Here is a 22815-nt window from a genome sequence, read left to right on the forward strand (position 1 = left end):
ATGAACAAATGTTTTCAATTCATCATATAACTCACGCTGTGAATAACTTTCCTCATTAAAAGAAAGACCATAGAACCATTTTTTATTTATTTCTCTTTTCCATACAATATACCCTCTAAAGAAAATGTCTCCTCATTTAGCGTAAAATGAATTTTAATTCTATCTCCAATATTTTTCAATTGTGCTGGTGTAGACGTCGACAGCTTGGCTCCTTTTAAGCTCATATCATGAATAAATATCTTACCTTTTTCATCATCTAATGACTGGTCATGGTTATCAGAACGCTTGATTTGAAATGTTGCATTTACAGGTGAGTTAAATTCGATTCTGAAACCTTCGTTTCGTCTATACCGCACTTTCTATCATCCCTTTATAACAAGATAAAAAAGTAATATTTCTAAAACTCGAACTTATTTATTTGTATTTTAAGTAAAATTAACCATCACTTTACTGTAATATTCTATATTTATTTCAAAAAAATTTTAACCCATTTGTTCTCTTTACCACGTTGACTACGTCATAAACATTTTAACAAAAGTTCAGTAAATAGTAAAATAGTATTAATTTTATTTCGTTTCTATAGTAATACTATACTATGAAATTGTTTTTATAGCGCGCCAATCTAAAACTTGACGATAAAATGCGTAAAGGTATTCCTTTCGGTATAACCAGGGGAACAGAACATGAAAAGTCGCCAATGGTCAACAGAAAACCATCATGGCATCTCAGACACAACCCCGTCATGAGAATGATGGGAGAGAGGCTGACTTTTGTGGTACGAAGGAAAAGAGAGGGAAGAATGAGGAGAGGGACGCTATACTTTATCCCCTTTCACGTACACGTTTATCATGCTTGTATTTAACTTTTCAGCCAAGAAGTCTCCCGCTTCTAAACGTGAAGGTGCGACAGCACCAGTGAAAGTGGGAGATGAATTGGCTTCGGACAAGGACAGGCTTTGCCTGTTCAATTGTCCGACATTTTGATAAAATCAACCTATGATGTTCTTTGATAACTGGATATATAGGGTTGCATGGAGAAATAAAAATGCGAAAACCAAGCTAATCCTTCCATGCGTAAAATATCCAAGGTAAGAAAGAACCCCGAATCGTCGGACATCTAGGGCAGGAACTGTCCGAAGTAACGCTCAAGGAGACGAAAGAGTACTTTCGTCGAGGAGTTGAGAAGCTCCCACTTCAAGCGTTAGCTAAGTGGCGAGTAGTTCACATGCTGTATTGCGCGAAAAAGACTTAGGGACGTTTGAGGAACCGGCCAAGATGACCGTTAACGAACACCTCGATCACTGGCTGGAAACGTCAGCTAAGGGAAAGGTTCGTCCGCAGACATTTGAAGGATACAAAAAAGGAGTTGCGTCTCTACATTCGTCCTTACATTAGGAGAATACAAGTTGAACAAGCTGAATGCACTTACCATCCAATCTGTGTATAAAGCGTACCAAGAAGAGCATGATTGCTCCTGCCACGATTCGACGCCCGCACGTCATTTTTTCATCGGCATTGTCTCAAGCAGTAAAATGGGGCATGATCCCGAAGAATCCGTGTGAGCATGTGGTTTTACCTCGCAAGGAACGGAAAGAAATGAATGTCCTTACACCAGAAGAAGCACGCATCTTCCTTGAGGCAGCCGTATACGATCGCCGGCATGCACTTATATGCTGCTGCTGACGACTGGTATGCGCCCAGGCGAAGCTTTCGGACTGAAATGGGGAGACATCAAAGATGGTAAAATTCACATTCAGCGCACGTTGTTCGGCAAGGCAAAGGCTGGCGCCTGGATGAACCGAAAACATCACGCTCCCGGCGTACCATTCCCCTTCCGGAAACAGCGATTGACGTACTGAAAGAGCATAAGATTCGTCAAACAGAACAACGACTCAAGTTAGGTGCAGCATACCACAATCACGATTTTGTATTCGCTGTAGATAACGGGGAGACAATGAATTTGAGCAACCTAACCAATCACAGTTTTAAGCCTCTATTGAAGCATGCCGGCTTTAAAAATATCCGGTTATACGACTTGCGGCATACATGCGCTACCCTTCTCTTAGCAGCTGGCGAAAACCCGAAGATGGTATTCGAGCGATTGGGTCACGAAAGCATCACACTTACCCTTGACACGTATTCTCACGTATTATCAGATATGCAGAAAAAGGCTGCCGAAAAATTGGAGAACATGCTCTTCGGTTAACCCTATGCAACAATACTCAACAATACTAAACAAAACCAAACGAAGAAAAATATGTTTACTCGGTCAACAAAAATGTGTATACTATAAACAGAATTAATCGCTACTGTTCTTAAAGGATGGTAGGACAAGAGAACGGAAAAAGGAGGATGTTTCGGCATCCTCCTTTTTCGTGCTTAAATTAGGGGGGAGATGTTTGTCAAATCGGATTGCATTATTTATTGATGGAGGATATTTAGATAATGTTTTGATGAAATTCGGACGAGCTAAAATTGATTACAGCAAACTTGGAGAGACTATGGCTGCCGATCATCCTCTTATCAGAGCATACTATTACCACTGTCTGCCTTTCCAATCTTCGAAACCTACCGAAGAGGAAAAATCTCAATTCTCAAATGCGCAAAAATTTTTTAGAAAATTAAATCGTTTAGACTGCTTCACGGTACGGGAAGGAAAACTTGCTTTCCGGGGAATTGATGATGAAGGAAGAGCCATCTACGAACAAAAACGCGTAGACGTTTATCTTGCTACTGATTTAGTTATGCATAGCACAAAACGGTTAATTACGCACGCTGCCTTGCTTACTGGTGACAGCGACTTCTTGCCAGCAGTTGAAATCGCTAAATCAGAAGGTGTGCACATTACACTGTTCTACTCCGATAAAGACGGATGCTTACCTCACGACGAACTTCTCGACATGGTGGATGCACGAAAATTAATCAATCAAAACATGATTAATTCGTGGAAGAGATAGCACACAAAAAATCAAGTTGGCACACTATTGGCACACAAGCACAAAAAAAGACTGTCCAAAAGGACAGCCTTTTTCTTTTCAAACCCCAGTGATATCAAGGGTTTCATGGCAGTGCTCCCACGCGGAATCGAACCACGAATTGACCATTACGAGTGGCCTGTTATACCGTTTAACTATGGGAGCTCATCACCGACAAGTTCTATTTTATAAAAAAACCAATTGAAAATCAAGCATTTTCTCCATTAAATCTTTTTCCTTCATATCCAAAAAATCAACCGCTCTTCCCATCACTTTCATATCGGGGTTGCGGCTGAAAAGCCATGGTGGTTTGCTAAAAAACGATAGCACCGGCGCATAGGTGCGGTGCTATCGTTTTTTAAGGCCGTTACTATACAGTTACCGTTCCGTTATTTAAAATATCGTTTACGTCTACATACGTATAGCCCAATGCATCAGCTACCGCTTTGTACGTTACTTTGCCGTCCACTACGTTGATACCGCGAGCCAGTGCACGGTTTTCAAGCGATGCTTTTGCATAGCCTTTGTTTGCGATTTGCAGCGCATACGGAACCGTTACGTTAGTTAGCGCCATTGTAGATGTGCGGGCTACGGCGCCCGGCATATTGGCTACCGCATAGTGAACCACGCCGTGCTTCACATAAGTCGGTTCACTGTGTGTCGTTACGCGGTCAATCGTCTCAATGGATCCGCCCTGGTCAATAGCTACGTCCACGATAACAGAACCCGCCTCCATCGCTTTTACCATCTCTTCCGTAACAAGGCGAGGTGCGCGCGCACCCGGAATAAGAACCGCACCTATAAGCAGGTCCGCTTCTTTTACAGCTTTTGCGATGTTGTACGGATTGGACATTAATGTTTGGATGCGGCCCTGGAACTGGTCATCCAGTTGGCGCAGGCGATCCGGGTTAATATCAAGCAGAGTCACTTTTGCGCCCATGCCCAGCGCGATTTTTGCCGCGTTCATACCCACGATACCGCCGCCGATGATCGTTACGCGACCGGCATCTACACCAGGTACGCCGGCGAGCAGTACACCTTTCCCCCCTTTAGATTTCTCAAGGAATTGCGCGCCAATCTGAACGGACATACGTCCAGCTACTTCGCTCATCGGCATAAGCAACGGCAGTGCACCGTTGTCAAGCTGAATGGTTTCATATGCAATTGCCGTTACTTTCTTCTCTACAAGCGCTTTGGTAAGTGCCGCTTCTGGAGCAAGGTGAAGATACGTGAACAGAACCAATCCTTCGCGGAAATACTGGAACTCCTCTGCCAGCGGCTCTTTTACTTTCATCACCATATCGGCTGCCCATGCTTCCCCGGCTGTTTCCACAATTTTTGCGCCTTCGCTTATATACTCTTCGTTGGTAAATCCGCTGCCAAGTCCGGCTTCTGTCTCCACGAGCACCTGGTGTCCGGCCTGTACAAGCGTCGCTACGCCTGCCGGTGTAATGGCTACGCGGTTTTCGTTATTTTTTATCTCCTTCGGTACACCAATAATCATCGTTATAACCTCCTTGTATTCATCAGGAACCCACTGTCTATCCATACAGTTTGCATGCATGTCTACTTATTTTATATTTTATGGCTTTTTAATGAATTTTTCTTTGTATGAAAGCTTAAAAATTCCCTTTACTTGTTTGTGGATTTCCACAACAGGGTATTTCATAAACCGTCTTCATTCTTTATCTATAGGTTTTCCCAGAAATAAAAAAGAATCCCTCGATTGAAGAGATTCCTTTAATTGTTATATTTTCGCAGCTTAATATCCAAAAACAGCATAACACGGTCATTCGGATTGTTCAAATCGATATCGCCCACTTCACAAATGCGTTTCAGGCGATAGCCGAGCGTGTTGGGATGAATGTGCAGTTGCTTTGCCGTTTGATTGATTTTTCCTGTATTATCAAGAAAAATTTCCAGCGTCTCAAGAAGATTCCCCTGATTTTCTGTATCATAAGCCAGAATGCGTTCAAGCTTGGGATTATGATACTTCATCTGTCGGTTCCACTGCTTAAGCCTTGGAAACAGGCGGTATATACCCAGTTCCTGATACCCTTCCACCGTCTGCAGTTCATCCGGCAGCGCTTTTTTAATCTGCATCACTTCCAGAGCCTGCTGGTAACTGAGCCACACCTCTGAAGGATCGGTGACGGGCTCGCCATATGCAGCTGCCATTGTCTCGCTGCCGAACCGGCGCGTAAGCCGCTTGCGTAATTGGTGAATAAACGTCTTACTGGCCTCTTCCGCTCTCTCCCGCTCCCCTTCTTCCAAACCAGCCAAAACAATCACTTGCCTGTCGTCAAACGTCCACAAGGGACGATAACGGAATGGAAAAAACTCACCCAGATTGCTAAACAGATAACTGAGTTCTTTTTGCATATTGTTCCACAGTTCATCCGAGCAGCGTGTTTCCAGAATAAGTACCACCATGACAGGCGGCAGATGAAGACGAAGCTGAGCTGCCGTTTTCTCGATATCAAGGGACTCTCCTGCACTGCGTGAGAGCAACTGCCAGAAGAACTGGTTCCGTTTCTCCTCCTGCTTGGCGTGCCGATCCCTGCGGTGCAACAGGCGCGGCAATGCAAGGCGGGCCGCACGTTTCAACACTTCCAGATCTTTATCGTCCAGAGGTCGAACCGCCTCCTGTACCCAGATGTAACCGAATACTTCCTGGCCGCGGCGAATGGACACGGCTACCCGATTGTTGAGTCCTACTTCTTTGACGGCGGGTACACGCACCGGCTCATCGCTGTACATGAGCGCCTGGATAACCCCGTCTTTCCAGAAGCGAATCAGCACTTCTTCGGGAACTTTACGTTTCATAATCGTTTGAACGCGCACCGGATCTGTTGCATCGCCATGCGTACTATAAGCGATCACATGGTGATTCATATCTTCAATGGTAATCGGATTTCCCACTCGCTCCGTAATCATGTCCGCCAGCTCCATCAAATCGGAAAACTCTTCAAACGCCTCCACGCTCGTTCTCACCTCTCGCTTCGTCCATTTTTAATTATATACGTACGAAAAAAAGCCGCTTATACAGCGACTTAAGTACCCTATATATGGAAATATACTGGTGCAGATAGAGAATCCGACTTCATGGCATTGCTACCACTACATCCTGATCTAACGTGTCTGCCGATTCTGCCACATTCGCTAAAAAAATTCAACATTTTACCTATTTTGATGGTAAAATAAAAGCAGTTATTACATAAAATATATAAAATCGATGCAAAAAGAATATATCACGGTACAGCGTTGCTAGTCAAGAAAAAGTTGAGGAGGCTGTGAACAGCTTTGGAAGAACAGAATCGACGCCAATTTTTTCGTCTGCCGCTCCCCCATCCGCTTAGCTCCGATGTCACCATTATCCGCATTAAAGAAAACGCCATTGAAACCGGAAAAGCACAGGTACTAATCGAGGACATCAGTCCGGGAGGGCTTCGCTTCGTCTCTGATGTGAGATTGCCTGCTACCCCTCAGGTTATTCTCGAATTCGAAACAGAAATCATGAATAAGACCTTACAGCTTCCCGGCTATATTGTACGTAAAATTCTGCGTGATCAGCAGGGCATTTATGAATACGGTGTCAAATTCACACTCGATGAGGGCACATACACGGAACTGATTCCGCTTCTGCAATTACTAGCCATTCGCCTGCGCCGTACCCCTATCGTCGGCGGCTGCCGGTTTGCGACAAATGAAGAGCTTGAAAAATTCAACCCAAACAGCAAATCTTCATAATGATACAAAAAGGAGACTTCTTTTTCTGTGAAAATCATGCGAAAAGAAAGAAGAGAAAAAAGAGCCGGAGAAGAAAAAGGCATTCGCCTTTTTCCACATTGAAATCATTGTCTCGTTCTCTCCTCTCTTTTCCTTCGTACCACTAAAGTCAGCCGCCCTTCCCATGATTTTCACGCCGGGGTTGCGGCTGCAAAACCATAGCAGTTTTTTATATATTCGTTATCTTACTTAAGAACTGCATCGTCCGTTCATGCTGCGTGTTTTCGAAAATCTGTTCAGGCGGCCCTTCTTCAACAATGCGCCCCCCATCAATGAAAATCACCTTGTCCGCCGCTTCGCGGGCGAAGTTCATCTCATGGGTAACAACCACCATCGTCATTCCTTCAGCGGCCAGCTCTTTCATTACCTTCAGCACTTCCCCTACAAGCTCAGGGTCCAATGCCGAGGTAGGTTCATCAAACAAAATGACGTCCGGATCCATCGCCATTGCACGTGCGATTCCTACCCGCTGCTGTTGTCCGCCTGAGAGCTGATGCGGATACATCTCCGCCCGGTTCTCCAACCCTACCTTTCTCAACAATTCCAGCGCCCTCTTACGCGCGGCATCCCTGGAACGGCCAAGCACCGTTACCTGCCCCTCCATAATATTCTCTGCCGCCGTCATATGTGGAAACAAATTATAGTTTTGAAATACCATGCCTGTCTGTTTCCGTAAAGCAATTATGTCCTGTTCTTTAATCTTCACGCTCTCTGTAAAAACGAGATGACGATTGCCCAATGTAATCTCGCCTGCAGTAGGAATCTCAAGCAGGTTCAAACAGCGCAGCAGCGTTGTCTTGCCTGAGCCGGAGGGACCGATAATTACCACGGTTTCCCCCTTCTTCACCTTCATATCGATTCCCTGTAATACCTCCAGGTTTCCAAATCGTTTATGCAGATTCTTAACTTCAATCATCGCACAGCCTCCATCTTACTTCTGAACATACCGTTCAAATCGATGTTCAAGCGAGTTCTGCAGGGCAGAAAGCACGGTGCTGAACAGTAGATAAATAACGGCCACCTCAATGTAGATCCAGAGCGGCTCATACGTCGCTGCTACCACTTGTTGGGAGGTCTGAAACATCTCCGTTACCGTAATAGTTGCGGCAAGCGATGTATCCTTAACCAGACTGATAAACGAATTGCCAAGCGGCGGCACGGTAACACGGGCCGCCTGCGGCAAAATAATTCTCTTTAGGGCCTGGCGTCGTGTCATGCCGATAGAATAAGCTGCTTCCCACTGTCCTTTTGAAATCGAAAGGATTGCCGCCCGCATAATTTCCGAATTATAAGCGCCCACGCTCAACGTGAAACCGATAACCGCCGCTACAAACCTATCAAGCGTGATACCGAGATTCGGCAGACCATAAAAGATAATGAACAGTTGAACAAGCAGCGGCGTTCCACGAATCACCCATACGTAAAAGCGTGCGATGGCCGCAAGCGGTTTGATGCCCGAAATACGTGCAAGCGCCGTAAGCAAAGCAAGAATTAAACCAAGCGTAAAAGAAATTAAAGTAAGCGGTATGGTAACTTTAATTCCCGCCACCAGCATAGGCCAGAAAGAATCTAAGAGAATCGTAATAATTTGTTGGGTTCGTTCATCCATTCTCTTTCACCTGTTATTTTGAGACGTCGGCGCCAAACCATTTTTTCGAAATCTTCAGGTATGTGCCATCTTTCTTCATATCGGCCAGCGCTTTATTTACCGCTTCTACCAGCTCTGGATTGTTTTTGCGGAACAGCACACCGCTCTGTGAACCTTTCGGCTGCTCAGCGACTTTCTTAACCGGCACTTTCGGTTTTTGCTTTTTCAAATCGAGGAAAGATAGTCCATCATTTACAGTCGCGTCAATTCGTTTTGCCGCAAGCAAATCGATCGCCTGGTTAAATCCGTCCGTCGGTACAATCTCCGCTCCGTTTGCTCTCGCGATGTCGGTCAAATTGCTGGTAAGCGATTGACCGGCTTTCTTTCCTTTCAAATCGGCAAACGACTTAATATCATGATTGCTCTCGTGTACGATAAGAACGGCTTTGGATACGATATAAGGGTCGGAAAAGTCATATTTCTTCTTTCGATCATCGCGGATTCCGACTTCATTCACTACGATGTCAAAACGCTTTGCATCCAGTCCGGCAAACATGCCGTCCCACTTCGTCTCAATAAACTCCGGCTTTACGCCGAGGCGCCTGGCAATTTCTTCGGCGATTTCCACATCAAAGCCTGTCAGCTTGCCGGATTTGTCATGGAACGTGAACGGTGCATACGTACCTTCTGTTCCGATTTTAATTTTGCCTTCTGATTTAATTTGCGCCAGCAGATTGTCCGCCTTCCGCTCCTGGCTGCCGCCTGTTTGCTCTTGCTTGCCTCCCTGCTCCTGTCCGGCATTGTTTCCGCCGCAAGCAGTTAGAGTCAATGCAAACATAAGTAGAAAAATAAAAAGTATGCCTACTTTTTTCATGTTTAATCCCCCAGTTATTTAATCGGAATTAATAATTTTCTGCTACGATAGTAATGCGATTATCGAAAAATGTCAATATATCATTACAGATGACGGCCCTTTATTTCTTTACCTCAAATAGCAATGTAATCCATTCTTCGTCTACCTGCCGTTTCTTAAGAATGCATCCCCGCTCTTCATACACCTTCCGTACGTCCGCTTCCGCCCATTCTACAAGCCCGGAAACGATAAGCATGCCATCCGCTCGAATAAGCCGAAGACAGGTGTCCACCTGACGAACCGCTTCTTCTCCTCCTATATTGATTAAGATAAGATCGTACAACGATTCTCCAAGCAGAGTGTTGCCGTCCCCCACATACACCTCCGGAGCTCTCACTCCATTTAACGAAGCCATATATTCAATTTCTGACGGTGAAGATGGATTAATGTCAACTGCCAGTACAGAAGCCGCGCCGCGCATCTCACAGTAAATGGACAAGATACCCGATCCCGCACCGATGTCCAGCACATTCTTTCTCTCCAGGTTCATTTGCTCGATAAAACGAAGGCAACTCTGGGTTGTGCCGTGCTTGCCCGTGCCGAATGCGCCCCCGGGCTCAAATATTATCCGATATGGCTGCGAATATTTATCTGCTGCCTCTTCTTTTTTCCATACAGGTATTAATACCAGTTCATCGGATATTTCTTCAATATCAAAGTGCGCCTTCCAATCGTCTGCGTGCTGTAGTTCAGGTTCCTTCCATCTGCTCTCCCGCATGCCGAACGGAGCCAGTTCACGGTGCAGCGTTGCGAGTGATTGTTCTGCCTCCTTTTCGATATCCGCGCCTTCTTCTACCGCTTCATATGTAATGACGGTAACGTCCGTATCTTTCACCGCATAATCGTAGCCGTCCGGAATGCGCAGAATTTCCAAGGGCGCGTCTACCCAGCTATTCGCAAATCCCTTTTCACCGAGCAGATACATGACCGATTCCGTATCCGTCTCCGCCGGAAATACAAGCTGGTATTCAATCCACTGCATCTTTTCGTATCCCCTTTCTTCTCTTCCTGTATTTTCTTCAAACCTAAGTATAAAAAACCTCCTATCCTGCGATAAGAGGTTTTCGTCACTAATCATCAAGTAAATTGTTAATATCATCGACAATCTGTTCATTGTTCATACCGCTGCCCATCTTATAAATGGCGCGGATGTTTTGATTACCGTCTACAAGAAAAAGTTCGTTCGAATGCATAAAGATGCCGTTTCCCTGATCTTCTGCAAACACCTTAAACCCTTCCAAAACCTGTTTGGTTTCCTCAGGCGTACCGCGCAGAAACATCCAGCCGTCCGGCTTAATCCCCCGGGCTGCCGTATACTGCTGCAGCACCTGTCCGGTATCCCGCTTCGGGTCGAACGTGATTGTCATTAACAGCGCCTGACTGCCGAGAACGCCCTGTTCTTTCAGCTTTTGCTGTACCCGGATCAAGTTAAAATTCGTTGCCTGGCATACGTCCGGGCAATGTGTATAATGGAAAGAAACGAGGCGCACCTTGCCATCGGAATCACGCAATGCAACGGGTTTTCCGTACATGTCCGACATCGTAAAGGAAGGGGCCCGATCAAGCGTCGGAAGCTTGCTGGCCCCCCACCATAACTGATAGACAATCGTAAGGAGAACCGCCGCGATAAGCACGCCCGCTACCACGACAAACCAATAGCGTTTCAAGACCGAAGCCATGGCTCCCCCAACTCCTTCTGCCGTCGTCCTATTCCCTCGTTGTCAGCCTGGAAAGGTACATAAAGATGAAAAACAGAATGAACGGAAATACGATATAGCCAAGCGCATAAAAAATGATGCCCATGCCGTTCCCTCCCCGTTATAATTTACCGAGCTGCGAGAGCTTAATCCCGCACCACTCGGCAAACTGACCGATTTCGATCAAATCGCATTGGATGAAAACAAATAACCCCATGATTACTGTATATATCCATACAGCTGTCGCTCCAGGGATGAAACGATTAAGCGCTTTTTCATTGTTCCGCATCTTGAAGTAAAACGCACGGAGGTAGAGCACGATGCAAATAAGAACGAGAATTTCCATAATCGCCTGCACAATGACATAGGCGGTCCAGGCTGCCGGGCCAAGCGACCGGTAGCTCTGGATAAGGGACCAGTCAATCACCACATAGCCGATCGCGGCAATCATCGCCAGCGCAAGCAAACCGAATGCAAGGCCGTCTTTGCGCTTCTTGTAGCTAATACCGCCGGCCAGAGTGAGCACTCCCAGCGCCACCAATAGAAGAACATTATAATTGACTAAATCCTGTACGTCGGCCGGCAGCGTAACGTTAAATACGTCCGGCGACCAGCCGCGCAGGTACACATTCGATACGATAAACACGGCAAATGTAAACGTAAACGAAATCAATCCGAGCCATACGCCCAGCAAGCCGTTATCTTTGATGCCTTTCTTCGGCGCATGTTCTTCCCCTGCATGCACAGCCATGCTCATACCTCCTCCATCCCGCCGTAAGACGGAAAATTATACCCGGTCAATCAAAATCAATACCGTAAACATCATCACGTAGACCAGCGAATAAACGAATGAATTACGTGCAAACTTGATATCATCCTTCGCAAAGAAACCCGTCATATTTAAGATGACATATCCGATACCGAGTACAGCCATGCCGATAAGATATACCATACCTACCTCGCTGAGCGCGTACAGCATAATAGATACAAGCACAAGAGCGGCCGTATAGCGGAGAATATGACGTTTCGTTACGGCAAATCCGCGAACGGACGGCAGCATCTGAAATCCTGCGGCACGGTAATCTTCCGCCCGGCGCATCGCCAGTGCCAGGAAGTGCGGGCATTGCCAGATGAACAGGATGCTGAACAGCACCCAAGCCGTCATGTCAACCGTACCGGAAATCGCCGCATACCCCATCATCGGAGGCATCGCTCCGGAAACAGCGCCTACAAGCGTATTCAGCGTCGTCGTGCGCTTTGTCCACATCGTATACACCACAACATAGAAGAACAAACCCACAAGACCAAGTACGGCCGTCAGCGTATTGATGAGAAGAAGAATGACAGAACCCGCAATTCCGAAAACAAAGCCCATAATCATTACATTTTGCGGATTTAACCGTCCTTCCGGCAGCGCTCTTGTCTTCGTACGCGCCATAAGCTGGTCAAGGTCACGATCAATATAGTTGTTTAGGCAAGTGCCTGACATAATTACAAGCGCAGAGCCCAGCATCGCCATCAGTACCGTATCCACGGGAAGCGGACCGTCGGCGGCAAGCCAGATACCTGCAAACAGCGTCATTAGGTTAGAGACTACAATACCAACTTTCGTTACCGATACATAATCGCGCCAGTCGCCTTTCGGTTTCGCTTCGGAAAGCGGACCCGGCTCCATTACACGGCTGGCTGGATTTTCGTACATATTTTTTTCAGAAATAGGCGTACCCATTTCAAAACCTCCCTGCATATAGTAGCGTTAGCCAAGATTTACAGCTGATTGTTTACTGCCGGATACGACTTTGCTGTCTTTGTCGGCTGTAAGGAGCAAGTTTGCTCCCAATTTTGCTTCTACGACCATAAACACCGCAAGAGCCATCATCAGGGCGGCAATCGTCATATGAATAACATTCGTAATAACGGCAAGATGCGCCACCACCGTGATGAATCCCGTTATCGGCTGAAGCGCAAGCAGAATGAGCAGCGTAACTGCCTGGTTCTTCATCACTTTGCGCAGACGCGCGTAGAAGTACAGCCACAGTGACGAGAATACAATCAGCAAAGTAGCAAACACATGCACGTACATCAGCGTTGTCGCGATAGCCGGAGTGGAAATGATATTATTCAGCAAATTCATTTTGCCGTTTACCCACACCTGACCGGCGTCGCTGTGTTTGATAAATGCACCCAGCACGTATTCGATATAGATAGCAATCGCAGCGATCAGGGCCGGTTTGAACATGGCGCGAACCTGTCTGTCCTCTCGGAATTCGCCCTGCTTCTTACGGAAGTTCGCAAGCGTTACTCCTGTCAGTACGACAAATGTCGAGAACAGAAGAATGGCAAAGCTTGTATCCATTGCGGTAAAGCCAGGCGGCAGCTTCTTCAGTACATTGATGCCGCCAAGCACCGCCACAAACAGCAGCAGAACAAACGAGAGCAGAACCAGTTTCAGCACAATGGGGCTTTCCTTTCGTTTGCGCCACGCGAAATACAGATTGGCCAGCATAAGAAACCCTATTCCGGTAGATAACAAGCGATGCGTATATTCTATGATGATTTTCCCTTCTAACGGCGGGATAATATGCCCGTTGCACAGCGGCCAGTCGGAGCATGCCAATCCGGCGTCAAACCCTACAACGAGCGCTCCAGCAATCAGCAGCAGAAAGGTGGCGATAGTCGTCACGAAAGGTAAGCGATATCCCATTGTTACACCCCTTCTTTACGCTCCAAATGACTTTTGAGACGTATAATTTTCTTCTGCTTCGCCGAATTCGTACGGCGGAGCGGTTACATACGGCATTTCGATAAAGTTGTGTTCAGGCGGAGGTGAAGACACCGTCCACTCGAGCGTTTGTGCGCCCCACGGATTCGCGGGAGCCTTTGCACCACTTCTTAAAGAAACTACAATTGTAACCACCATCATTACTGCTGCTGCACCAACCAGATACGAACCAAACGTCGCAATCTGATTGGCAATCTGCATACCATTAGCCGGGTCGTACTGGAATACGCGGCGCGGCATGCCCATCATACCGATGTAATGCATCGGGAAGAACGTCAGGTTCGTACCAATGAAATACATCCAGAATACGATTTTGCCAAGTTTCTCATTGTACATACGGCCGGTCATCTTCGGGAACCAGTAGAAGATACCAGCCAGTACCGCCATCATACTTCCCCCGAACAATACATAGTGGAAGTGGGCGACAACGAAATACGTGTCATGCATATGCATATCAACCGGTACCGCTGCAAGAAAGATGCCGCCAAGTCCTCCGATGGTAAACATCCCTATGAATCCAAGGGTAACGAACAGCATCGGCGTGGTAAACCAGTTGGAACCTCGCCATAACGTGGCAAGCCAGTTAAAAATCTTAATCGCGGACGGCACCGCAATAATCATCGAGGTTACCATGAACGGAATCCCCGTTGCGAGCGGCATGCCCGCCACAAACATATGGTGTGCCCAAACCAGAAAACCTAAGAAACCGATGGCGATTGACGAGTAAGCAATCGCATGATAGCCAAAAATCGGTTTCCGTGCAAATACCGGAATAATCTCCGATACGATCCCCATCGCCGGAATCACCATGATATATACCGCCGGATGGGAATAGAACCAGAACAGGTGCTGGTACAGCATCGGGTCTCCGCCGGCGGACGCATCGTAGAAATGCGTACCGAAATGACGGTCGAACAACAACGTCGTAATAGCGCCCGCCAGTGCAGGCGTACCAAACAGCTGGATAAACGCTGTAATTAATGAAGACCATACATACAGTGGAAGACGGTTGAATGTCATTCCCGGAGCACGCATATTAAATACTGTTACAATAATGTTTATAGCACCAAGGATTGAAGAAATACCTAAAATATGCACCCCTAAAACCCATATATCAAGGCCAAGACCTTGCGACTGGATACTGTAGGGTGGATACGCGGTCCAACCGATATCCGGCATTCCAAAATAAAAACTGCTCAAGAACACCACACCGCCCAGCGCAAACAACCAGAAGGCCAAGTTGTTCATCCGCGGGAACGCCATATCATGTGCCCCGATCATAATCGGAACAAGATAGTTCCCGAACGCTGCGGTGAGCATCGGAATCATAAACAGGAAAATCATAATGGAGCCGTGCATAGTGAACATCTGGTTGAACATGTCAGCCTGCGGCACTACATCCGGCATCCCCGGTGTCAGCAGTTCAGTACGGATAACGAGCGCCGCCGCTCCTCCGATAAAGAAGAAGAACAAACACGCAACGCCGTACATAATTCCGATTTTCTTATGATCGACGGTAAGCAACCAGTCTCTGACAAAAGATGGCTTTTTCGTTTCGGCAGTGGCAGTAGCTCCCATACGCTTCACTCCTCCCTATTTCAAGGTTTCGATATACTCAGCAATTGCCTTCGCTTCTTCCTCGGTTACCTGCTGCGGCGGCATTGGTGAAGAATAACCTTGAGGGATTTTCGCTGCAGGGTCCATGATGGATTCTACAATGTACTTCTCATCATATTTAGCGGTGCTGCCGTCGGACAGCTTCACGTCTTTGCCAAACATGCCACCCCATCCCGGACCGACCAATTTGTTTTGGTCAGTAGCATGACAGCTTAAACAGCCTTTCTGTTCGGCAAGCGCTTGCCCTTCGCCGCCAGGACCACCTGCGGCGCCACCGCCGGCTTTTCCGCCGGACTGCACAAATTTATTGAATTCGTCTGTATTTACCACGTTGAGTTTCGCTAGCATCATCGAGTGCATTGTCCCGCAATATTCGGCGCATACTATAGGGTATTCGCCCTGTTTAGTTGGGCCGGACCAGATCTGTGTTTGGCGTCCAGGTACTGCATCCTGTTTAATTCGCATAGCTGGAATCCAAAAGCTGTGAATAATGTCGGCGGATGTAATTTTAAATAGGACGTTTTTATCCTCCGGAATGACGAGCTTATTTGTCGTCTTAAATCCTTCTGGATACTCAAAGTCCCATCTCCATTTGTAACCCGTTACATTAATCGTGTACACATCTTTTGGTGGGGTCTGAATTGCGTACGTCATCTGTGAACCAAACACGCCAATGGCGACCAGAATAAGAGCAGGTATTACTGTCCAAATGATTTCCATTTTCGTGTTCCCGTGCAACGCAATTCCCTGTTTGTCCGGTCGTTTTCTTCTGTAGCGAACAAGGAAGATAAAGAGAAGCATTTCAACCAGGACAAAGATGAAAAGAGAGATAGCTGCGATAAACCAAAACAAGGAATCGACCTGCTTTGCCATGTCATTAATGGCCGGGGGAAATAACCAACTGAAATCCACACAATACACTCCTTTCTTCTATCATTTGTTCTATACAGCAGCAGAACAAATGAAAATTTAGGTATAAGAAATAATATCTACATGGTAAATACCATATAAATGTTATCAATTTTCATCTCATTTGTATAGTGTTTTGAACATATGCACCACTCGGTAAAATTATGTATGGCAAAGGGGGAAAAACCTTGGTAGAAGCGAAAAGAGTAAAGGTGTGTTTTTACCTTTACTCTTACCCAAATGTCATTTATTTGACACATTTTGGTCTGCTTTTTGTCACTATTATTTTACCAATGATGCAAATTCATAGAGAATTCTTGCCGTTAATCCCCAGATAATTTTTCCGTCATATTGATAGAAAAATTCAGGGAGTTTCGTACTACGCCATTTGTAATTCTTCCCCTGCGGGATTAGCTCGAACGGAAAGTTTTCTTCCGGTTTTACCGCCAGATGAACATAATGGACATCCGGTTCTTCTTCTAAAAAGAACTCAAGAGGAACACAGAAAACTTCTTCTACTTCGGCACGGTTCGGGGCAATCTTTTGGTAATCATGAATTTTACCGACAAACGAATAAATAGAAGAGGAGTACGGCGGAATAAGAATACCCAAACTCTCGATGATCTGGATGTCGCTTTCCTCAAGGCCTAATTCTTCACATGTTTCCCGAATCGCTGCGGCCTGCTCGCTCTCATCTCCTTCATCAATTTTTCCGCCCGGGAAGCAAATCTCCCCGGGCTGCCTTTTCAATGTCTGTGCTCTTACTTCGAATAGCACATGAAGTTTTCCATCCTTCTCCACCAGCGGAATTAGAACCGCAGCCCGCATCAGTGGAGCAAATCCAAATAAATTGAAAGAGCGCTGACTTATCCGATTTTGAATTTGTTCTATCATTCGTGTCTCCACTACTCCTTTTGTCTTTTACAGAATGACAGCCTCATTTACTTGAATATGGGCGTCACGCAAAATTTTCATCAAATATTCGTATGGTGTTCGGGCGATTTCCGTATAGCTTCTGCGGGTATACAAGTGAACCGCATTGGGAAATTCACTTCTAAGCTGGGAACGCAGTTTCTTGCCGGATGCATCTTCATCCACGAAAATGTACACATCGGCATCACCGGCCTGATGATAGATGTCTTCCAGCTTTCGCATACTTAACGTTCCGTGCGTGCAGATAATTTCCACAGGCTCTGCGATGATTTTCTCCAGACGTTTCTTATCCGTCTTTCCCTCCACGATAATGACTTTGCCTATGATCATTGCCCATCACCTCGCAGCGAATCTGACCACTTATCGTTAGAAATCTTACTTTTATTATATGTTGATTTAAAGTATTAGTAAAAACGAAAGTGCATTTTTCGCATAATCCCTATAAATAGTAGGGTTCCAATTATGGCATGTTCGCATGCTTTGAAAAATCCACTCTGATGTACTAAGCTAAATACAGGATGATCCGCCATAGACAAATTCACGAAGGGAAGGATGAACAGGCCATGAACAGCGCCTACCGCACCCACCTTGAAACCCATCGCAACACCCATCTTAAAGAACTGAAGGATTTGCTGAGCATCCCAAGCGTAAGTGCCCTTTCCGCCCACAAACCGGATAGTAAGCGCGCCGCAGAATGGCTGGCCGATTCTCTACAGGCGGCCGGACTTGAAAACGTGAAAATTATGCCGACCGATGGAAACCCGATCGTATACGCCGATTGGTTACATGCCGATAGCGACATTACTGCGTTAATTTACGGCCATTATGACGTACAGCCGGTCGATCCGCTGGAACTGTGGCAAACACCGCCCTTCGAACCCGATATTCGTGACGGTAAGATTTACGCGCGCGGTGCAACGGATGATAAAGGCCAGATTTTCATGCATATCAAAGCCGTGGAGGCGCTATTGAAAACGGAGGGCAAGCTGCCGGTCAATGTAAAATTCTGTATTGAAGGCGAAGAAGAAATCGGAAGTCCGGCGCTTGAGCCGTTCGTGGAGCAAAACAAAGATAGGCTGGCGGCAGACGTGCTGGTTATCTCCGATACGCCGATGCTGGAAAAAGGCAAACCTGCCATTTGCTATAGTCTGCGCGGTTTATGCGCCATGCAAATTGATATCCGCGGCGCAAACAGCGATTTGCATTCAGGCATTTACGGGGGCGGAGTTGCCAATCCGCTGCATGCTCTCGCCGCCATTTTAGCATCCATGCATGATGAGAGAGGACGTGTTGCTGTCGAGGGGTTCTATGACAGGGTCAGACCGCTTACCGAAGAAGAACAGCAGGCGTTCCGCGATTTACGATACGATGAGGAAGCGTTGAAGAAAGAATTAAATGTAAGCGAGCTGTACGGAGAAGAAGGGTTCAGCTTCCTGGAGCGCACCTGGGCGCGTCCGACGCTCGAGATTAACGGCATATACGGTGGCTTCCAGGGCGAAGGCATCAAGACGGTACTGCCGTCCGAGGCGCATGCCAAGCTGTCCTGCCGTCTGGTCGGCGACCAGGACCCAAAAGAGATTCAGGAACTAATTGAAAAGCATGTTTACGCACATACACCACCGGGCGTGCAGGTGAAAGTAACCCGCATGGATACCGGCCGGCCGTTCGAGACACCATATGACCATCCTGTCATCCAGGCAGCGATGCGCGCATACGAGAAAGCATACGAAGCAACACCTGCACTCACCCGGATGGGCGGATCGATTCCGATTGTAGAAGGGTTCGGACGCCTGCTGAATGTCCCGGTCGTACTGATGGGCTTCGGCCTGCCGGGCGAGAATTTCCACGCGCCGAACGAGCATTTCCATCTGGAGAATTTCGATAAAGGACTCATTACCATCTGTGAGTATTGGAAAGAGCTTGCCGGTATCAAAATGAAGTAAAGACAGCCGGAATTGTAACGGGTTTGCCTATAGTTTTTATTAAAAGGCTCTGTTAAAGAGCTATGTTGATGTACAAGGAAAATCCAAATCAACAGAAATCTTTAACAGGGCCTTTTTAAAAAGTTCATCATTCGGGTCACAGTTCACAAAAAGAGATTTGGTTGTCTTTATCAGTACAAACTTATTTTGGTATTGATTTTTAGTTCAATATTAAAAAATGTGGTGGACCATTTAATATGTCTGGCTAATGATTCCTTTCCATCTGTAAATGAATCACCTCTCCTCGAATCCGGATCAATAAAAGCACCAGAAAATAACGCGGCTAAAACCAAGAATATTAGTCCAGTTACTCCTGAATACATTGTTATTAAATTGATTTTACCTTGAATCAGAACTATGAGGAAATCGATAAGTAGAATACATAAGCCAATCCCTAAAGCCTTCAGAAAAATTCCCCCTTTTCCCTCTATTTTTTCCTCGAGACACTTACTTGTTATCACTTTATATTTTTTATTCTTTATTATTTAAATCGATCCAAAAGAGATAAATTTAGTAAAATTAATGAAAATAATTCCAAAAAAGTACCAAATACCCATATATTAACTGCAAATTATATCACTATTTTGATATGATTTCCAATATTTTTCCAATACCACATTGAGGGGGAATTCTAGTGAGTAAGAGGAGAAAAATCATGGGTCTTCTGTTGTCGGGTTTTATGGTAGCTGCAAGTGTACCAGCATTTACCGTATCTGATGTGTCGGTAAAAGAATCCAAGCTGCTTTATCAATCCCAGGAAATAAAGAACGTAGACAAGCTATTTGAAAGAGCAAAAAATGGAGTTAGTGATATTGAAAGTGATAAGGAAGGCAATGGGGCAGTTTCTCAAATTCTAAAAAATAAAGAAGGAAAGCAAAGGGATGTCAGGTTATACAAGACAACACAGAAACTAAAAGAAATTAAACTTGCAAATGGTGAAACAGAAACACAATATGCTACGACCGTAATTGCATCTGTTTCTAGAACTTATGATGGCAATAGATCTGATTCCGGCTCTGATGTAAGTGTAAGTGTTAAATCGTCTTCTACTTTTTATTGGTCAAATGTAACGATAAACGGTATATCATGCATAAAACACCAAGGGGCTAGTGGGAGCTGGGTTATTAGTGATTCTAATATTTCTATTTCTAATCGACAGGTAGAGTTAGGTGGCTGTTGGTTACTCTCCTGATTCTTTTATTAAAAATCAGTATTACACATATAATACCACAAGTAATACGTTCGATATTCTTCCACCGTCATCCTGGAGTCCGGTTGGAACAGCCAAACGTGGTTTCTTTGGTGTTAATACAAAATGTACGGTAAAAGAGATTAGTACAGGGGATACGTGGAACTTCATTTTTACAAATAAACTTCAGTAAAAATTACTCGTAGTATAAATCACTACTTCGTTACTTAGGAGCGAAGTAGTGATTTTTCCTTTATACATGAGGTTTTTACGCAAATTAAATGTTATTAACTAGACTCTTACAGTTTTTCACTTCCCCCTAAAAAAGGCCAGGACATCCTAAAGAGCGCACTTTGCTTTTTTTACATAATATATTTATAATTGTAAACACTATAGTAAATACAATTTTTGTGGTATGAAGGAAAAAAGAGAAGAGAACGAGACAATGATTCCAATGTGGAAAAAGGCGAAGGCCTTTTTCTTCCCTGGATCTCATTTCCTCTCCCCTCTCCTTCTTTCCTCCTGATTTTCACAGAAAACAGAGGCCAGCCTATTGCTGTGCCTCCGTTTCCGTTTATTTCTGCACCTGCAGCGCCGCAGCGGATCGGTCATGTACATATCGGGTCAATTCCGCCGTCATCTCATAATAGAAAAACGGAGTAATCAAATAAATGCCGTTAAAGTATTCCATGGCCATATCCACCAGCTCTCGGGCAATCGCCACGCCTTCACGGCGGGCTTCTTCGCCCGGCTCATGTGCATGCATGCGGGCACGCGCTTCGTCCGACAACTTGATGCCGGGTACTTCGTTGTGAAGAAACTCCGCGTTGCGCGAGCTCGTCAGCGGCATAATGCCGATAAAAATCGGGATGTCCAGATGTTTTGTGCCTTCATAAATCCGCTCAATCATTTCCCGGTCATATACCGGCTGCGTCATAATGTAGTCCGCTCCCGCTTCTACCTTCTTCTCAAGGCGCCGCAGTGCGGCATCGAACTGGCGCACATGCGGATTGAACGCAGCGCCAACTACGAAATCCCCCCGCTGCTTGAGCGGCTTGCCCGAGAAGGTAAATCCTTCATTCAGCTGTTTAATCATGCGGATTAAGTCAAATGAGGATACATCGAACACAGAGCTTGCACCGGGCAAATCTCCGAAACGGGCCGGATCGCCTGTAATGACCAACACCTGGTTGATGCCAAGTGCATACAGCCCCATCAGGTGCGATTGTTGGCCGATCAGGTTGCGGTCACGACAGGCGATGTGCAACAGCGGTTCGGCACCGAATTTCGTCTTTATAATCGATCCGAGCGCCATGTTGCTCATGCGTGTCGTTGCCAGTGAATTATCGGCCAGCGTGATCGCATCGGCGCCCGCTTCCTTCAATGCTGCCGCTCCCTTCAGAAACTTCTCCGTATCCAAATCGCGCGGTGGGTCCAGCTCAACAATGACCGTATGCCGCTGTCTTACCGTATCTACAATTCCTTTGGAGCGCTCCGGGGAGACAATGCGAATTGGCGTTCTTTCCCCTTCTTCCACTGTAATAACCGGATTAACCCGGGGCAGCGGATCACGCTCTGCCAACACCTGTGCCATCATGCGGATATGCTCGGGGGTTGTGCCGCAGCAGCCGCCGATAAGTCTCGCTCCCTGAGCCCGGAAACGCAGCGCGCTTTCCCCGAAGTACTGGGGAACCGATGCGTAGGAGTACTCGCCGTCTGACATCGCAAGCCGTCCCGCATTGGGAAATACAGACAAAGGCGTATCTTCCGGTACGACCGTATTCTCAATCGAGCGAAGAATTTCTGCCGGACCCATTCGACAGTTCAGACCAACTACATCTGCGCCCGCTTTCTTTAATTCAGAGAATGCGCGGGTCAGCGTATATCCGTCCCGCGTCCGGCCCACCTCTATCGTGGCAAGCTGGGCAATAATCGGCAGCTTCGTCAACGGACGAATGACATCGAGAGCCAGCAGCAATTCGTCCAGGTCAAGGAATGTCTCCAGGAGAATGGCATCCACTCCGCCCGCCAGCAGCGCGGAAGCCTGCTCCTCGTACTGTTCTCCATAAGTATCCATCTGCCGGGCATCCCGCACCCTTCCAGCAATAATCGACCCGATACCGCCAACCACATATGCGTCATCACCGACCGCTTCCCGTGCGACTTTGGCTGCGGCCCGATTCATCCGCTCCACTTTATCCTGCAGACCGTGGCGGGCCAGGGCATCCCGATGAGCGCCGTACGTATTGGTCTGAATAAAGCGTGCGCCCGCTTCGTAATAGGAACGGTGAACTGTTCGGATAATCTCCGGGTCCGATAGGCTTAACTCTTCGTAACAGATGCCGATCGGAACACCCAGCTGATAGAGCCAGGTGGCCATTGCGCCATCGCCAATCAACAGGTGGTTATTCAGATATGTTTTTAGATTTTCTTTTGGCATGG

The 22815-nt window shown here is 46.4% G+C and carries 24 protein-coding genes and 1 tRNA gene; 7 read left to right on the forward strand and 18 right to left on the reverse strand.

Annotated features, from left to right (window positions below; all coding sequences use genetic code 11):
• Positions 1-86: 86 nt before the first annotated feature.
• Entirely contained in the window at positions 87-356 is a 270-nt protein-coding gene (locus tag ADA01nite_RS01710; RefSeq protein WP_146808169.1) for a PilZ domain-containing protein, read from the reverse strand.
• An 852-nt stretch (positions 357-1208) separates the two neighbouring features.
• Here ADA01nite_RS01710 and ADA01nite_RS01715 point away from each other — a divergent pair.
• From ADA01nite_RS01715 to ADA01nite_RS01730, 4 genes are all read left to right on the forward strand, one after another.
• Complete coding sequence (locus ADA01nite_RS01715) at positions 1209-1394, forward strand: hypothetical protein (RefSeq protein ID WP_146808170.1); 186 nt, start codon at positions 1209-1211, stop codon at positions 1392-1394.
• 11 nt (positions 1395-1405) lie between these two features.
• Entirely contained in the window at positions 1406-1561 is a 156-nt protein-coding gene (locus ADA01nite_RS21865; protein WP_170230075.1) for a hypothetical protein, read from the forward strand.
• A gap of 227 nt (positions 1562-1788) precedes the next feature.
• Entirely contained in the window at positions 1789-2205 is a 417-nt protein-coding gene (locus tag ADA01nite_RS01725) for a site-specific integrase (protein WP_146808172.1), read from the forward strand.
• Positions 2206-2398: 193 nt separating this feature from the next.
• The gene (locus ADA01nite_RS01730; RefSeq protein ID WP_146808173.1) at positions 2399-2956 is read left to right on the forward strand and encodes an NYN domain-containing protein; all 558 of its coding nucleotides are present in this window, start codon (positions 2399-2401) and stop codon (positions 2954-2956) included.
• Between the two features lie 112 nt (positions 2957-3068).
• On the opposite strand, the gene ADA01nite_RS01735 is transcribed toward ADA01nite_RS01730, so the two are convergent.
• The 3 genes from ADA01nite_RS01735 to ADA01nite_RS01745 all read right to left on the reverse strand — a co-directional run bounded on the left by ADA01nite_RS01735 (position 3069) and on the right by ADA01nite_RS01745 (position 5956).
• A tRNA-Thr gene (locus ADA01nite_RS01735) sits at positions 3069-3139 on the reverse strand.
• Positions 3140-3344: 205 nt separating this feature from the next.
• Positions 3345-4478 (reverse strand): alanine dehydrogenase, encoded by a 1134-nt coding sequence (gene ald / locus ADA01nite_RS01740; RefSeq protein ID WP_146808174.1) that lies wholly within the window; start codon positions 4476-4478, stop codon positions 3345-3347.
• 236 nt (positions 4479-4714) lie between these two features.
• Positions 4715-5956 carry a PucR family transcriptional regulator gene (locus tag ADA01nite_RS01745; protein ID WP_146808175.1) on the reverse strand — a complete coding sequence of 414 codons (1242 nt, stop codon included), beginning with the start codon at positions 5954-5956 and terminating at the stop codon, positions 4715-4717.
• Between the two features lie 321 nt (positions 5957-6277).
• Between ADA01nite_RS01745 and ADA01nite_RS01750 the strand changes: the two genes are divergently transcribed.
• A complete protein-coding gene (locus ADA01nite_RS01750) occupies positions 6278-6724 on the forward strand; it encodes a PilZ domain-containing protein (RefSeq protein WP_146808176.1) in 447 nt (148 codons plus the stop codon).
• Positions 6725-6932: 208 nt separating this feature from the next.
• On the opposite strand, the gene ADA01nite_RS01755 is transcribed toward ADA01nite_RS01750, so the two are convergent.
• The 12 genes from ADA01nite_RS01755 to ADA01nite_RS01810 form a co-directional block, all read right to left on the reverse strand.
• Positions 6933-7679, reverse strand: coding sequence for an amino acid ABC transporter ATP-binding protein (locus ADA01nite_RS01755; RefSeq protein ID WP_146808177.1), 747 nt, complete (start codon positions 7677-7679; stop codon positions 6933-6935).
• Between the two features lie 15 nt (positions 7680-7694).
• Positions 7695-8372 carry an amino acid ABC transporter permease gene (locus ADA01nite_RS01760; RefSeq protein WP_146808178.1) on the reverse strand — a complete coding sequence of 226 codons (678 nt, stop codon included), beginning with the start codon at positions 8370-8372 and terminating at the stop codon, positions 7695-7697.
• Between the two features lie 13 nt (positions 8373-8385).
• Entirely contained in the window at positions 8386-9225 is an 840-nt protein-coding gene (locus ADA01nite_RS01765; protein ID WP_146808179.1) for an amino acid ABC transporter substrate-binding protein, read from the reverse strand.
• Positions 9226-9325: 100 nt separating this feature from the next.
• Positions 9326-10246 carry a 50S ribosomal protein L11 methyltransferase gene (locus tag ADA01nite_RS01770; RefSeq protein WP_170230076.1) on the reverse strand — a complete coding sequence of 307 codons (921 nt, stop codon included), beginning with the start codon at positions 10244-10246 and terminating at the stop codon, positions 9326-9328.
• An 88-nt stretch (positions 10247-10334) separates the two neighbouring features.
• The gene (locus ADA01nite_RS01775; RefSeq protein WP_146808181.1) at positions 10335-10943 is read right to left on the reverse strand and encodes an SCO family protein; all 609 of its coding nucleotides are present in this window, start codon (positions 10941-10943) and stop codon (positions 10335-10337) included.
• 139 nt (positions 10944-11082) lie between these two features.
• Positions 11083-11712, reverse strand: a complete 630-nt coding sequence (locus tag ADA01nite_RS01780) for a hypothetical protein (RefSeq protein WP_146808182.1) — start codon at positions 11710-11712, stop codon at positions 11083-11085.
• Between the two features lie 36 nt (positions 11713-11748).
• Complete coding sequence (gene cyoE / locus ADA01nite_RS01785) at positions 11749-12690, reverse strand: heme o synthase (RefSeq protein ID WP_146808183.1); 942 nt, start codon at positions 12688-12690, stop codon at positions 11749-11751.
• A gap of 27 nt (positions 12691-12717) precedes the next feature.
• Entirely contained in the window at positions 12718-13665 is a 948-nt protein-coding gene (locus ADA01nite_RS01790; protein ID WP_146808184.1) for a COX15/CtaA family protein, read from the reverse strand.
• Between the two features lie 15 nt (positions 13666-13680).
• Positions 13681-15321 carry a cytochrome c oxidase subunit I gene (ctaD, locus tag ADA01nite_RS01795; protein WP_146808185.1) on the reverse strand — a complete coding sequence of 547 codons (1641 nt, stop codon included), beginning with the start codon at positions 15319-15321 and terminating at the stop codon, positions 13681-13683.
• A gap of 15 nt (positions 15322-15336) precedes the next feature.
• Complete coding sequence (coxB, locus tag ADA01nite_RS01800; RefSeq protein ID WP_146808186.1) at positions 15337-16272, reverse strand: cytochrome c oxidase subunit II; 936 nt, start codon at positions 16270-16272, stop codon at positions 15337-15339.
• A 279-nt stretch (positions 16273-16551) separates the two neighbouring features.
• Positions 16552-17163 (reverse strand): NUDIX hydrolase, encoded by a 612-nt coding sequence (locus ADA01nite_RS01805; protein WP_146808187.1) that lies wholly within the window; start codon positions 17161-17163, stop codon positions 16552-16554.
• Positions 17164-17190: 27 nt separating this feature from the next.
• A complete protein-coding gene (locus ADA01nite_RS01810) occupies positions 17191-17532 on the reverse strand; it encodes a toprim domain-containing protein (protein ID WP_218029522.1) in 342 nt (113 codons plus the stop codon).
• Positions 17533-17765: 233 nt separating this feature from the next.
• Here ADA01nite_RS01810 and ADA01nite_RS01815 point away from each other — a divergent pair, with 233 nt between their 5' ends.
• Positions 17766-19145 carry a dipeptidase gene (locus ADA01nite_RS01815; protein ID WP_146808188.1) on the forward strand — a complete coding sequence of 460 codons (1380 nt, stop codon included), beginning with the start codon at positions 17766-17768 and terminating at the stop codon, positions 19143-19145.
• Positions 19146-19315: 170 nt separating this feature from the next.
• On the opposite strand, the gene ADA01nite_RS22990 is transcribed toward ADA01nite_RS01815, so the two are convergent.
• Positions 19316-19645, reverse strand: coding sequence for a DUF5316 family protein (locus tag ADA01nite_RS22990; RefSeq protein WP_170230077.1), 330 nt, complete (start codon positions 19643-19645; stop codon positions 19316-19318).
• Positions 19646-19818: 173 nt separating this feature from the next.
• Here ADA01nite_RS22990 and ADA01nite_RS01820 point away from each other — a divergent pair, with 173 nt between their 5' ends.
• Positions 19819-20376, forward strand: coding sequence for a hypothetical protein (locus tag ADA01nite_RS01820; protein ID WP_146808189.1), 558 nt, complete (start codon positions 19819-19821; stop codon positions 20374-20376).
• A 571-nt stretch (positions 20377-20947) separates the two neighbouring features.
• Here ADA01nite_RS01820 and ADA01nite_RS01825 read toward each other — a convergent pair.
• Positions 20948-22813, reverse strand: a complete 1866-nt coding sequence (locus tag ADA01nite_RS01825; protein ID WP_146808190.1) for a bifunctional homocysteine S-methyltransferase/methylenetetrahydrofolate reductase — start codon at positions 22811-22813, stop codon at positions 20948-20950.
• Positions 22814-22815 lie beyond the last annotated feature (2 nt).

The organism is Aneurinibacillus danicus, from assembly GCF_007991215.1.
Taxonomy (GTDB): domain Bacteria; phylum Bacillota; class Bacilli; order Aneurinibacillales; family Aneurinibacillaceae; genus Aneurinibacillus; species Aneurinibacillus danicus.